At 59.6% G+C, this 13,745-nt stretch carries 11 protein-coding genes; all 11 read right to left on the bottom strand.

The features are described from left to right. Positions 1-10: 10 nt before the first annotated feature. Complete coding sequence (gene nuoH / locus ACYZTY_RS17635) at positions 11-1,018, bottom strand: NADH-quinone oxidoreductase subunit NuoH (RefSeq protein WP_436274337.1); 1,008 nt, start codon at positions 1,016-1,018, stop codon at positions 11-13. Next, positions 1,015-3,729: an NADH-quinone oxidoreductase subunit NuoG gene (gene nuoG / locus ACYZTY_RS17630; protein ID WP_461954787.1), complete on the bottom strand. Its 2,715-nt coding sequence runs from the start codon at positions 3,727-3,729 to the stop codon at positions 1,015-1,017. Before nuoG ends, nuoH begins: the two co-directional genes overlap by 4 nt. Positions 3,730-3,867: 138 nt before the next feature. After that, the gene (gene nuoF / locus ACYZTY_RS17625; RefSeq protein ID WP_461954786.1) at positions 3,868-5,223 is read right to left on the bottom strand and encodes an NADH-quinone oxidoreductase subunit NuoF; all 1,356 of its coding nucleotides are present in this window, start codon (positions 5,221-5,223) and stop codon (positions 3,868-3,870) included. Further along, positions 5,220-5,717 carry an NADH-quinone oxidoreductase subunit NuoE gene (nuoE, locus tag ACYZTY_RS17620; RefSeq protein ID WP_461954785.1) on the bottom strand — a complete coding sequence of 166 codons (498 nt, stop codon included), beginning with the start codon at positions 5,715-5,717 and terminating at the stop codon, positions 5,220-5,222. The genes nuoF and nuoE overlap by 4 nt, the downstream gene beginning before the upstream one ends. Before the next feature lie 2 nt (positions 5,718-5,719). Further along, entirely contained in the window at positions 5,720-7,504 is a 1,785-nt protein-coding gene (gene nuoC / locus ACYZTY_RS17615; RefSeq protein ID WP_461954784.1) for an NADH-quinone oxidoreductase subunit C/D, read from the bottom strand. 72 nt (positions 7,505-7,576) lie between these two features. Beyond that, the gene (locus ACYZTY_RS17610) at positions 7,577-8,251 is read right to left on the bottom strand and encodes a NuoB/complex I 20 kDa subunit family protein (RefSeq protein WP_010458867.1); all 675 of its coding nucleotides are present in this window, start codon (positions 8,249-8,251) and stop codon (positions 7,577-7,579) included. A 10-nt stretch (positions 8,252-8,261) separates the two neighbouring features. Next, positions 8,262-8,675, bottom strand: a complete 414-nt coding sequence (locus ACYZTY_RS17605; RefSeq protein ID WP_003223812.1) for an NADH-quinone oxidoreductase subunit A — start codon at positions 8,673-8,675, stop codon at positions 8,262-8,264. A 633-nt stretch (positions 8,676-9,308) separates the two neighbouring features. Continuing rightward, positions 9,309-10,634 carry an isocitrate lyase gene (gene aceA / locus ACYZTY_RS17600; RefSeq protein ID WP_461954783.1) on the bottom strand — a complete coding sequence of 442 codons (1,326 nt, stop codon included), beginning with the start codon at positions 10,632-10,634 and terminating at the stop codon, positions 9,309-9,311. A gap of 513 nt (positions 10,635-11,147) precedes the next feature. Next, positions 11,148-11,909: a secretin N-terminal domain-containing protein gene (locus ACYZTY_RS17595; protein ID WP_461954782.1), complete on the bottom strand. Its 762-nt coding sequence runs from the start codon at positions 11,907-11,909 to the stop codon at positions 11,148-11,150. Positions 11,910-12,125: 216 nt separating this feature from the next. Beyond that, positions 12,126-12,551 (bottom strand): GNAT family N-acetyltransferase, encoded by a 426-nt coding sequence (locus tag ACYZTY_RS17590; RefSeq protein WP_461954781.1) that lies wholly within the window; start codon positions 12,549-12,551, stop codon positions 12,126-12,128. Then, the gene (locus tag ACYZTY_RS17585) at positions 12,544-13,713 is read right to left on the bottom strand and encodes a ribosomal protein uL16 3-hydroxylase (protein WP_461954780.1); all 1,170 of its coding nucleotides are present in this window, start codon (positions 13,711-13,713) and stop codon (positions 12,544-12,546) included. The genes ACYZTY_RS17590 and ACYZTY_RS17585 overlap by 8 nt, the downstream gene beginning before the upstream one ends. Positions 13,714-13,745: the final 32 nt, after the last annotated feature.

Below are 13,745 nucleotides of genomic sequence, written 5' to 3'. Positions count from 1 at the left end.
TTCTCTATCCTCACTGAGCCGCGACGGCGGGCGTGTTGAGCAACACGATCGCAGCGGTCACCAGCATGTTGATGAGGGTCAGCGGCAGGCAGAACTTCCAGCTGAAATCCATCACTTGGTCATACCGTGGGCGCGGGATCGAGGCGCGCAGCAGGATGAAGAACATGATGAAGAACGCGGTTTTCAGTGCAAACCAGATGAACGGGATCTGCGGCAGAATGCCGAACGGACCGTGCCAGCCACCGAAGAACAAAGTCACCAGCAGCGCCGAAATCAACACGATGCCGATGTACTCGCCGACGAAGAACATGCCCCATTTCATGCCGGCGTATTCAATGTGGTAACCGTCGGCCAGTTCCTGCTCCGCTTCCGGCTGGTCGAACGGGTGACGGTGAGTCACGGCGACGCCGGCAATGAAGAAGGTCAGGAAACCGAAGATCTGCGGAATCACGAACCACAGGTTCTGCGCCTGGTATTCAACGATGTCGCGCATGTTGAACGAGCCGACCTGGATCACGATGCCCATCAGCGACAGGCCCATGAACACTTCGTACGACACGGTTTGTGCCGAGGCCCGCAAGCTGCCCAACAGGGCGAACTTGTTGTTACTCGACCAGCCGGCGAACAGCACCGCGTAGACCGACAGACCGGCCATGGCAAAGAAGAACAGGATGCCGATGTTGATGTCCGCCACACCCCAGGTCGGGGTGATCGGGATGATCGCGAAGGCAATCAGCAAGGCGCTCATGGCCACGACCGGTGCCAAAGTGAAGATCACTTTATCGGCGAACGGTGGGGTCCAGTCTTCCTTGAAGAACATCTTGATCATGTCGGCCGCGATCTGGAACGCGCCGAACGGGCCGACGCGGTTCGGACCGTAACGGTCCTGCCAGAGGGCGAGCAGACGACGCTCGACCCAGCTGAGCAGCGCGCCGCACACCACCACGGCGAGCAGAATCACGATGGCCTTGAGGACCGCGATGATCACGTCAATCACTTCAGGCGTGAACCAGGTCATTGAGCTGCCTCCTGCAGACCGTCAACGGATTTGCCAAAGATCGCCGGTGGAATGCCAGCAATACCGGCCGGCAATGCGACCAGGCCGGCACCCAGCTCTTCGTTGATGCGCAGCGGCAGACGCAAGGTCTGGCCAGCCACGTTCAAGCTGAGCATGGCGCCATCATTGACACCCAGGCGGTCGGCTTCGGATTTGGCCAAAGCGACGTAAGCGGCCGGGATGCGTTCCTGAACCGGCGCGGCTTTGGAAGAGTTCTCTTCGCTGCCGAACAGGTGGAAGAACGGCACAACCTGCCAGGTGCCTTGAGCCGGGTTGAACGCGCGCGGAACACTGGCGAACCAGTTCAGCGAGTCACCGGTGCTTTCGATCAGGCGGGTGCCCGGGTCGCCAGCGCGGATGTGACCACCGACTTCGTCCTGGAACTTGTTCCAGGCTTGCGGCGAGTTCCAGCCCGGAGACCAGGCGAATGGCACTTGCTGACGCGGTTCGACCGAGCCCGAGTAACCTTCCATGGAGAACGAGAACGCGGTGTCGTTATCCTGGGAGGTACGCGGTTCGTGCACGCTGATGTCGGCACGCATGGCGGTACGACCGGAGTAACGCAGCGGTTCGCGCGCCAGTTTCAGGCCTTTGATGCGGAACGCGGCGGACGGCGCAGCGTCGACAATACGCGCCAGTTGCGGCGTGCTTGCGGCGCAGGCAGCGGTGACGTGGTCCAGTTGGGTCCAGTCGATCGGCTGGTTCAACAGGGTTGCGCGCAGGGCATGCAGCCAGCGCCAGCCTTCGTGAACCAGGATGCTTGCGTCGAGGTAAGTCGGATCGAACACCTGGAAGAAACGCTGGGCGCGGCCTTCTTGGCTGACCAACGTACCGTCGCCTTCAGCGAAGCTGGCGGCTGGCAGAACCAGGTGCGCGCGATCGCTGGTGGCAGTCTTCTGATGGTCCGCCACGATCACCACTTTCGCGGCGTTCAGGGCAGCATCGACACGGGCTTTGTCGGTACGGGTGTACAGATCGTTTTCCAGCACGACGATAGCGTCGGCTTTGCCGTCGATCACCGCTTGCAGCGCGGCGTCGACCGAGTCACCACCGAGCATGGCCAGGCCAAGGCTGTTGGCCTCTGGCACGATCAGGCTGATGGAACCGTTCTTCTCGCGCAGCTTCAAGGCTTTCGCAATGTTTGCAGCAGCTTCGATCAGCGCCTTGGAACCCAACGAGGTGCCGGCAATGATCAGCGGACGCTTGGCGGCGAGCAGGGCGTCGGCAATGCGCTTGGCCAGTTCAAGAGCTTCAGCGTCCAGACCTTCAACGGCAGGCGCGCTGGCGTCTAGGGCGTGAGCCACGGCGAAACCGATGCGCGCCAGATCGTCTGGAGCGGCGTGAACGCATTCTTCAGCGATGTCGTCGAGCTTGGTTTCAGCCAGGCTGGCGATGAACAGCGGGTTCAGCGCGTGCTGGCCGATGTTCTTCACGGCGGCGTCGAGCCAAGGCTGAACGCGCATGGCATCGGCCATGTCTTCGGCCTTGCCCTTGACCGATTGACGCAGGGACAGGGCCACACGGGCAGCGGTCTGGGTCAGGTCTTCACCAAGGACGAAAATTGCATCGTGGTCTTCGATGTCGCGCATGTTCGGGATCGGCAGCGGGCTGTCTTTCAGCACTTGCATGACCAGACGAATGCGTTCCAGTTCGGCGGCTTCGATACCGGAGTAGAAGTGCTCGGCGCCGACCAGTTCGCGCAACGCGTAGTTGCTTTCGAGGCTGGCACGGGGCGAACCGATACCGACGATGTTGCGACCGCGCAGCAGGTCAGCGGCTTTATCCAGCGCTTCGTCGAGGCTCAGCTTGGCGCCGTTGGCCAGCTTTGGCTGACGCGGGCGATCTTCGCGGTTGACGTAGCCGTAGCCGAAACGGCCACGGTCGCACAGGAAGTACTGGTTTACCGAACCGTTGAAACGGTTTTCGATACGACGCAGTTCACCGTAGCGCTCGCCCGGGGAGATGTTGCAACCGCTGGAGCAGCCATGGCAGATGCTCGGCGAGAACTGCATGTCCCACTTGCGGTTGTAGCGCTCGGAGTGAGTCTTGTCGGTGAACACACCGGTAGGGCAGACCTCGGTGAGGTTGCCGGAGAACTCGCTTTCCAGGGTGCCATCTTCAACGCGACCGAAGTACACGTTGTCGTGGGCGCCGAATACACCGAGGTCGGTGCCGCCGGCGTAGTCCTTATAGAAACGCACGCAGCGGTAGCAAGCGATGCAGCGGTTCATTTCGTGGGAAATGAACGGGCCCAGTTGCTGGTTCTGGTGAGTGCGCTTGGTGAAGCGATAACGGCGCTCGTTGTGGCCGGTCATCACGGTCATGTCTTGCAGGTGGCAGTGACCGCCTTCTTCACAGACCGGGCAGTCGTGAGGGTGGTTGGTCATCAGCCATTCGACGACGCTTGCGCGAAACACTTTCGCTTCTTCGTCGTCGATGGAGATCCAGCTGCCGTCGGTGGCGGGGGTCATGCAGGACATGACGATCCGACCACGCTTGTCGTTTTCGTCGGTGTACTGCTTGACCGCGCACTGGCGGCAAGCGCCAACGCTGCCTAGGGCGGGGTGCCAGCAGAAATAAGGGATATCGAGGCCTAGCGACAGACATGCCTGTAACAGGTTGTCTGCCCCATCGACTTCGAGCTCTTTGCCGTCTACGTGGATAGTGGCCATGGTTCAAAGTTCTTCGTTGGCCCGGTGTCAGCGGGCGTGGCTAATGGAATCTTGTTATTCGTCCGAATCCAAACAGCCCATAAAAGGCGTCATCGAACGAGAAGGCGAAGGGCACGGACCCTTCGCCTTTTTAAGCGTTTACGCGCCGACTACGATCGGCCTTGCCAGAGGCGGGACGACGGCGCTGGTAGGCGCGATGCCGGCTTCGAACTCATGGCGGAAGTATTTGATTGCGCTGCCCAACGGCTCCACGGCGCCCGGTGCGTGAGCACAGAAGGTCTTGCCCGGGCCGAGGAAACCGACCAGACCCAGCAGGGTCTCGATATCGCCGGCTTGCCCTTCACCGTTCTCAATCGCACGCAGCAGCTTGACGCTCCACGGCAAACCGTCACGGCACGGGGTGCAGAAACCGCACGACTCACGGGAGAAGAACTCTTCCATGTTGCGCAGCAGGGAAACCATGTTGACGCTGTCGTCCACCGCCATGGCCAGGCCGGTACCCATACGGGTGCCCACTTTGGCGATGCCGCCGGCGTACATTTGTGCGTCCAGGTGTTCCGGCAACAGGAAACCGGTACCGGCGCCGCCTGGCTGCCAGCACTTTAGCTTGAAGCCGTCGCGCATGCCGCCGGCGTAGTCTTCGAACAACTCGCGACCGGTGACGCCGAACGGCAGTTCCCACAGGCCCGGGTTCTTGACCTTGCCGGAGAAGCCCATGAGCTTGGTGCCCATGTCTTCACTGCCTTCGCGCGCCAACGATTTGTACCAGTCCACGCCGTCGGCAATGATCGCCGGCACGTTGCACAGGGTTTCGACGTTGTTCACGCACGTCGGCTTGCCCCACACACCAACGGCGGCAGGGAAGGGCGGCTTGGAGCGCGGGTTGGCGCGGCGGCCTTCGAGGGAGTTGATCAGTGCGGTTTCTTCACCGCAGATGTAACGCCCGGCGCCGGTGTGGACGAACAGCTCGAAATCGAAGCCGCTGCCCAGGATGTTCTTGCCCAGCAAGCCGGCTGCCTTGGCTTCTTCCACGGCACGGTTGAGGTGCTTGGCGGCGGTGGTGTATTCGCCACGCAGGAAGATGTAGCCACGGTAGGTTTTCAGCGCGCGAGCACTGATCAGCATGCCTTCGATCAGCAGATGGGGCAGTTGCTCCATCAGCATGCGGTCTTTCCAGGTGTTCGGTTCCATCTCGTCCGCGTTGCACAGCAAGTAGCGGATGTTGATGGATTCGTCTTTGGGCATCAGGCCCCACTTCACGCCCGTGGGGAAGCCTGCACCGCCGCGACCTTTAAGACCGGAATCCTTCACGGTCTGGACGATGTCGTCCTGAGCCATGTCGGCGAAGGCTTTGCGCGCAGCCGCGTAGCCGTTCTTGGCCTGGTACTCGTCGAGCCACACGGCTTCGCCGTCGTCACGCAGACGCCAGGTCAACGGGTGAGTCTCGGCCGACCGCTTGATGCGGTTGGCAGGACCGAAGGAAGTCAGGGTCATACGTAGCCCTCGAGCAATTTGGCAACGCCGGCAGGCTGCACATCACCGAAAGTGTCGTCGTCGATCATCAACGCCGGCGCCTTGTCGCAGTTGCCGAGGCAGCAGACCGGCAGCAGGGTGAAACGACCGTCGGCGGTGGTCTGACCCAGGCCGATGCCCAGATTGCTCTGGATTTCGCTGACAACGGATTCATGGCCGCCGATGTAGCAAACCATGCTGTCGCAGACGCGAATGATGTGACGACCGACGGGCTGACGGAAGATCTGGCTATAGAAAGTGGCCACACCTTCAACGTCGCTCGCCGGGATGCCGAGCATCTCGCCGATGGCGTAGAGCGCGCCGTCAGGCACCCAGCCACGTTCCTTCTGGACGATTTTCAGGGCTTCGATCGACGCCGCGCGCGGGTCTTCGTAGTGATGCAGCTCGTGCTCGATGGCCGAGCGCTCGGTTTCACTCAATGTGAAACGGTCTGTCTGGATAAGCGTGCTGTTCATGCTTAGCGGTCCACGTCGGCCATAACGAAATCGATACTACCCAGGTACGCGATCAAGTCCGCGACCATGCTGCCTTTGATCACCGAAGGGATCTGCTGCAGGTGCGGGAAGCTTGGGGTGCGAATCCGGGTGCGGTAGCTCATGGTGCCGCCATCGCTCGTCAGGTAATAACTGTTGATGCCCTTGGTCGCTTCGATCATCTGGAAGGATTCGTTGGCCGGCATGACCGGGCCCCACGAAACTTGCAGGAAGTGCGTGATCAGGGTCTCGATGTGCTGCAGGGTGCGCTCTTTCGGCGGCGGCGTGGTCAGCGGGTGATCCGCCTTGTACGGGCCTTCCGGCATGTTGCGCATGCACTGCTCGATGATCTTCAGGCTCTGGCGCATTTCTTCGACACGCACGATGCAGCGGTCATAGGCATCGCCATTGGCCGCCAGCGGAACTTCGAATTCGAAGTTCTCGTAGCCGGAGTACGGACGAGCCTTGCGCAGGTCGAAATCGCAACCGGTCGAACGCAGGCCGGAACCGGTGACGCCCCATTCCAGGGCTTCCTTGGTGTTGTACGCCGCGACGCCGATGGTCCGGCCACGCAGGATGCTGTTGTCCAGAGCGGCTTTCTGGTATTCGTCCAGACGCTTTGGCATCCACTCGACGAAGTCTTTCACCAGTTTTTCCCAGCCGCGCGGCAGGTCGTGAGCGACGCCACCGATACGGTACCAGGCCGGGTGCAGACGGAAACCGGTGATGGCTTCGATCACCGTGTACGCCTTCTGACGGTCGGTGAACGTGAAGAACACCGGAGTCATGGCGCCGACGTCCTGGATGTAAGTCCCCAGGAACAGCAGGTGGCTGGTGATCCGGAAGAACTCGGCCATCATGATGCGGATGACGTCGACCTTCTCGGGCACCTTGATGCCGGCCAGCTTCTCGACCGAGAGTACGTACGGCAGGTTGTTCATCACGCCGCCGAGGTAGTCGATACGGTCGGTGTACGGAATGAAGCTGTGCCAGGACTGACGCTCGGCCATCTTCTCGGCACCACGGTGGTGGTAACCGACGTCCGGTACGCAATCGACAATCTCTTCACCGTCCAGCTGCAGAATGATGCGGAACGCACCGTGTGCGGAAGGGTGGTTAGGGCCGAGGTTGAGGAACATGTAGTCCTCGTTCGCACCGGAACGCTTCATGCCCCAGTCTTCAGGCTTGAAGCGCGCGGCTTCTTCCTCAAGCTGTTGCTTGGCCAGGGTCAGGCTGAACGGGTCGAACTCGGTGGCGCGGGCCGGGAAGTCCTTGCGCAGCGGGTGACCTTCCCAGGTCGGCGGCATCATGATGCGGGTCAGGTGCGGGTGGCCGGCAAAGTTGATGCCGTACATGTCCCACACTTCACGCTCGTACCAGTTGGCGTTCGGCCAGATACCGGTCACGGTCGGCACGCTCAGGTCGCTCTCGGACAAGGCGACCTTGATCATTACGTCACTATTACGTTCGATCGACATCAAGTGATAGAACACTGTGAAGTCGACGCCGCTTGGCAGCCCTTGACGCTTGGTGCGCAGACGCTCGTCCACGCCGTGCAGGTCATAGAGCATGACGTACGGCTTGGGCAAGTTGCGCAGGAAGGTCAGGACTTCGACGAGTTTGGCACGGGCAACCCAAAGCACCGGCATGCCGGTGCGGGTAGGCTGGGCGGTGAACGCCTCGGGGCCAAAACGGTTATTCAGTTCGACGACCACATCCTGGTCGTCTGCCTTATAAGGCGGGATGTACAGAGCACTGCCTGTAGTCATGGTTATTTATCGCTTTCGGTCAACGTAAAGAATGAAGCCAGTGTCTCGTTCTATTAAAGAAGCAGATCTGGATCAGACTTCGTCGGGGCTGCGCAGGTTGGTGACTGCGATTCGCTGTTCGCGGCGCTGTTCCTTTTGCGAAGGCATCTCGGCGCGGTACACGCCTTGATCGCCGACGACCCAGGAAAGCGGACGACGCTCCTGTCCAATCGACTCTTGCAAGAGCATCAAGCCTTGCAGAAAAGCTTCAGGGCGGGGCGGGCAGCCAGGCACGTAGACGTCCACGGGCAGGAACTTGTCCACCCCTTGAACGACAGAGTAGATGTCGTACATGCCACCGGAGTTGGCGCACGAACCCATGGAGATAACCCATTTAGGTTCGAGCATTTGCTCGTAGAGACGCTGAATGATCGGCGCCATCTTGATGAAGCAGGTACCGGCGATAACCATGAAATCCGCCTGGCGCGGCGATGCCCGGATAACCTCGGCGCCAAAGCGCGCGATGTCGTGGGGCGCCGTGAAGGCGGTGGTCATTTCCACGTAGCAGCACGAAAGACCGAAGTTATACGGCCACAGGGAATTCTTGCGCCCCCAGTTGACCGTGCCGTTAAGCACGTCTTCGAGCTTGCCCATGAAAATGTTTTTGTGAACTTGATCTTCTAACGGATCGGAAACGGTTTCCCGCTCGCCAATCGGATACTGCTCGTTAGGAGCATCGGGGTCGATCCTGGTGAGATTGTATTGCATTGCCAAAGCCTCATTGTTTCAGCTTCGCCTGCCGCTTGCGACGAGCTTCCGGAGCCCAGTCAAGGGCGCCCACTCGGAACAGGTAGACAAGACCTGCCAACAGAATTGCTATGAAAACGAGAGCTTCGACGAATCCGGTCCAGCCGCTTTCGCGGACGGACACAGACCAGGCAAAGAGAAAGAGGGCTTCGATATCGAAGATCACGAAGAGCATCGCGACCAGATAGAATTTGGCTGAGAGCCGCAAGCGGGCGCCACCTGTAGGTAGCATGCCGGACTCGAACGGTTCGTTTTTGCTGCGGCCCCAGGCTTTTGACCCGAGGAGGCTTGAGACACCAAGCATGAAGGCGCAAAGGCCGACGACGCCCAGAAGGAAAATGGCAAAGCCCCAGTTGTGGGCCATGAGTCCTGTCGCTTCGGGCATGCTGGTAATCCTTAACAGAGAGCAAAGGTCTCTGAGCTTGAAAAAGAAACAACGCAGTGACGATATGTCGCAGCAATCAATCCCGCTGATTTTATGGCACAACACGGTGCAAGTAAAATTCAGATAGCGAAATTATTTAATGGAATAAGGACATAGCGTGCCTCCAAAGCCCCGCGGCCCATGCGTTGCGGGCATTAGCCGGGTTTTCATCAATATTGTTTTGTAGGGAATGTAACGAACATAGTTGCGGCTAAATGATAATCAATATTATTTGAGGTGGTTTTTAAACTGTTTAACGGGCGGGTGAGTGGGAAGTTGTCTTATATAGCTGTTATTGCAAGTAGCGGGCGCGGTCGTTTTACCCTGTTTTCCAGATCAAAAAACTGCTCTGGATCAATGATTTTGAAAGCGCACGTCCACCTGTAGGAGCGAGGCTTGCCCGCGAAGAATGCACTGCGGTATATCAGGTAGACCGCGGCGCATTCTTCGCGGGCAAGCCTCGCTCCTACAGGGGCGTGTTGTGTTTAAAAACAGGCAAAAAAAACGCCCCGAACCAGTCGGGGCGTCAGATGTGCGGCGTTGCGGTTAGCTTTCTATCCGGTCCGCAACGGCCGTTTGCTCAGGCGAAGCAGATCAGTGGAACTGTTCTTCTTCGGTCGAACCGGTCAGCGCGGTCACCGAAGACGAGCCACCTTGAATCACGGTGGTCATGTCGTCGAAGTAGCCGGTGCCCACTTCCTGCTGGTGAGCCACGAAGGTGTAACCCTTGGAAGCGTCAGCGAATTCCTGCTCTTGCAGCTTCACGTAGGCAGTCATGTCGTTGCGGGCGTAGTCGTGCGCCAGGTTGAACATGCTGTGCCACATGTTGTGAATGCCGGCCAGGGTGATGAACTGGTGCTTGTAGCCCATGGCGGACAGTTCGCGCTGGAACTTGGCGATGGTCGCGTCGTCCAGGTTTTTCTTCCAGTTGAAGGAAGGCGAGCAGTTGTACGACAGCAGTTGGTCCGGGTATTCCTTTTTGATCGCTTCGGCGAAGCGACGAGCCTCGTCCAGATCCGGCTTGGCGGTTTCGCACCAGATCAGGTCGGCGTATGGCGCGTAGGCCAGGCCGCGGGAGATGGCCTGGTCGAGACCAGCGCGCACTTTGTAGAAGCCTTCCTGGGTACGTTCGCCAGTCACGAACTCTTTGTCGTACGGGTCGCAATCGGAAGTCAGCAGGTCGGCTGCGTTAGCATCGGTACGCGCCAGGATGATGGTCGGAGTACCAGCCACGTCAGCTGCCAGACGAGCAGCGGTCAGCTTCTGTACAGCTTCCTGGGTAGGAACCAGTACCTTGCCGCCCATGTGGCCGCATTTTTTCACGGAAGCCAGTTGGTCTTCGAAGTGAACGCCGGCGGCGCCTGCTTCGATCATGCTCTTCATCAGCTCGTAAGCGTTCAGAACGCCGCCGAAACCGGCTTCAGCGTCAGCCACGATTGGCGCGAAGTAGTCGATGTAGCCTTCGTCGCCTGGGCCTTTGCCGGCTTTCCACTGGATCTGGTCAGCACGACGGAACGAGTTGTTGATGCGCTTGACCACGGTTGGAACCGAGTCCACCGGGTACAGCGACTGGTCCGGGTACATCGATTCGGCGGAGTTGTTGTCCGCAGCAACCTGCCAGCCCGACAGGTAGATCGCCTGGATACCGGCTTTGACTTGTTGCACAGCCTGGCCGCCGGTCAGGGCGCCCATGCAGTTGACGAAATCTTTATCAGGACGGAAGGATGGCTTGGCACCTTGGGTGACCAGGTTCCACAGCTTCTCGGCGCCCAGTTTTGCAAAGGTGTGCTCAGGTTGAACCGAGCCGCGCAGGCGGACGACGTCAGCAGCGGAGTAAGCGCGTGTCACGCCTTTCCAGCGTGGGTTTTCAGCCCAATCTTTTTCGAGGGCTGCAATTTGCTGTTCGCGTGTCAGTGCCATGGAGATAAACCTCGTCGCGTTTTGTATCGATAGTGGTTCTGGGGTGGAAAATTCCTGCTCAAGCCAAATACGCAAATTAAAGAGGCGTAAAAGGCTGCTCGCTGACCAGAAGCTTAGGTGGTCAAGTCGGATTCGGCGGGGTTGGCGACGGGATGAACGATGGGCTCGAGGGGGAGTGAGCAGGTAAGGGCGAACTGGCGAGCGCATTCGGGCGTCGTGGGCCTTGGTACGAACATCAGTGTGGAGCCGGGTTACCTAATTACGCTTCCGTCCCTCGGGACAACTTCGTTCCAGTCGGCAACCTCGTCAAACACACCTTGTGGGCGGTACAGACACGAAACGGCTCGCGGGGTAGATGCGAGCAGCGCTTCGAAGGCCCTTGCCAGGGCCCCTGATTAGCGGGAGCGAGGCCATCATGCCTTTGCTTTTTTCGATCGTCAAACGTTTTGTAGTGCTTTTTTTCAGGCACTACATCTTTGGTCTAATACGACTAATCAGTCAGTTTTCGGTGGTTTAGTCCAAAGTGTCGACTTTCACCCGCAGGGTCATGTCATCCCGGCCCTGAGTCGCGTAGCTGCGGGTTACACCCTGTTTGTCGGCCTGAGTCTGGCGGTTCACGCCGGCCAGAGTGATCCACTCACCCAGCCGCCCCGTGACAGTTGTGTCGGTACTTTGCACATTCACTACATCGGGACGTTCCTGGCTGATGCGGTCACGGTTGGTACTGATCGACAGGTGAACGATGTCGCCGGTGACGCTGGCAGTGACGTAGAAGCCCTGGGTGACGTTGCGGTATTCAGTCTGGCTGCGCAGATCGCCGTAGGAGTCGGTCTGAGCGCTGGTGAGCGGCACGCTCTGGCCGACCTGAATCAGTGCCGGTGCGCCCTCGCTGGCCTGAATCTGCTGGATGCCGCCATCACGGCTGTCGGTGCTGCGATTGATGATGCGCGTCTGGCTCGGTTTGGCGCCGTTGACCGAATAACCCTGATCGCCTTGGAAGTTGTTTTCGTTGGTGTCGACGGTGATCAACAGGCGCTTGGCGGCAACATCGAGTTGCGTAACAAGAGCCTTAAGTTCGTCGATCTTGCGCTGATCGGCATTGACGATCAGCTGATTGCCGTAGGCGCTGACCTGGCCGTCCTTGCCGATGAAATCCTGTGCCATCGGCAGCATATCGGCGCTGGTGCGGTAGTTCAGGGGCACAATCTCGGTGGCTGCCATGGCTGAAAAACTGCAGGTCAGCAGCAGCGTGGTGAGCAGGGTGCGTAGGGACATATCCGTTATCTCCGACATCTTGAAGTGTTGATATTGCCAGTTTGTCGGCCCGGCGTGGGGCAAGTTGAATCGCAGACGGCAAAACGCCCCGGCATCGGAGGATGGCGGGGCGTTTTGTGGTGTTCTTCATGGCCTCTTCGCGGGCAAGCCTCGCTCCTACAGGGATCACACTGAACGTGTAGGAGCGAGGCTTGCCCGCGAAGGGTGCGACTTGAATCAAGCCGAGTGACGCACCATGTCCACATGCGGAATCCCGGCTTCCAGGAATTCCTCACTGACCATGCTAAAGCCCAGGCGCTCATAGAACGCCGTGGCCTGAACCTGTGCGCTCAGCATCTGCTGCTTCAGCCCGCGCGTCTCGGCTTCACCGATCGCCGCGTGCATCAGCGCATCACCAACCTTCAAGCCGCGCCAGTCTTTGAGCACCGATACCCGACCGATGTGACCATCGGGCAACAGGCGGGCGGTGCCAATCGGAAAGTCGCCTTCGAAGGCCAGGAAATGCACCGCCGTTGCGTCATCGGCATCCCATTCCAGCTCGGGTGGAACGCATTGCTCGGCAATGAACACCGTCTCACGAATGCGCCGGATCTCGGCGATGTCCTTCTGCCAGTCTGCGACACGTACGTGAATTTTATTCATCGGCAAACCCCATGCTGCCTTGCTTGATCAGTTCGCACAGCAGGCCGCGACCGTCTTCATCGCTCAACCAGTCGCCCAGGTTGTCGGTGTGCAGCGAGTCGGCAGCACAGATCAGTTTCAGCAGCTCACGCAGCTTGCCCGGCAGGTAACGGCTCTGGCCGCTGGCGAACAGCAGCAGGTCGTCATCGACTTCGGACCAGGCCAGGCGCGCGCTCGGGTTGCGGATCAGTATCGCGCCTTGTTCCAGGCTGGCGAGCAAGTCGTCTTCTTCGATCTCTTCCGGGCCCACCACCAGTTCCGGGTAGCGAGGTTCCGTCATGTACTGGCCGAACCAGGTCAGCAGCAGGCGTTCGTCGCTCATGTGCTCGGCCAGCAGGCTTTTCAAGCGATCGAGGGCGTCGTGCTGGATCTGATGTGGATCAACCGCCGGCAGGGCGTCGGCGTCGGTGTAGCGCTCTTCGTCCGTCAGGAACTGGCTGAGGAAGTCGGTGAAGTGGGTCAGCACTTCAGCGGCGCTCGGTGCGCGGAAACCGACCGAGTACGTCAGGCAGTCATCGACGGCCACGCCGCAGTGGGCCAGGCGCGGCGGCAGGTAAAGCATGTCGCCCGGTTCCAGCACCCACTCATCGGTGGCTTCGAAATCAGCCAGGATACGCAGGTCGGCATGTGGCAGCAGCGCGCTCTCGGAGTCGCACATCTGGCCGATTTTCCAGTTGCGCTTGCCGTGCCCTTGCAGCAGGAACACGTCGTAGTTGTCGAAGTGCGGACCGACGCTGCCACCCGGCGCGGCGTAGCTGATCATCACGTCATCGACGCGCCAGCTCGGCAGGAAGCGGAAGTTTTCCAGCAGTTCAGCGACTTCCGGTACGAACTGGTCAACGGCTTGAACCAGCAGGGTCCAGTCGCGTTCCGGCAGTTTGCTGAATTCGTCTTCGGCAAACGGACCGCGGCGCAATTCCCAAGGACGCTCGCCGTTCTCGATCACCAGGCGCGACTCGACTTCTTCTTCCAGCGCCAGGCCGGCCAGTTCGTCGGCGTCGATCGGGCTTTCGAATTCAGGAATCGCCTGACGGATCAGCAGGGGTTTTTTCTGCCAGTAGTCGCGCAGGAACTCGCGCGCCGTGATGCCGCCCAGAAGTTGAAGAGGAATGTCAGGATTCATGTGTAACCTATTGAAAAAATGCACTTTTCAGA

The sequence above is a fragment of the Pseudomonas sp. LB1P83 genome (assembly GCF_054897885.1).
This window is presented reverse-complemented; position numbering and strand designations above follow the sequence as displayed.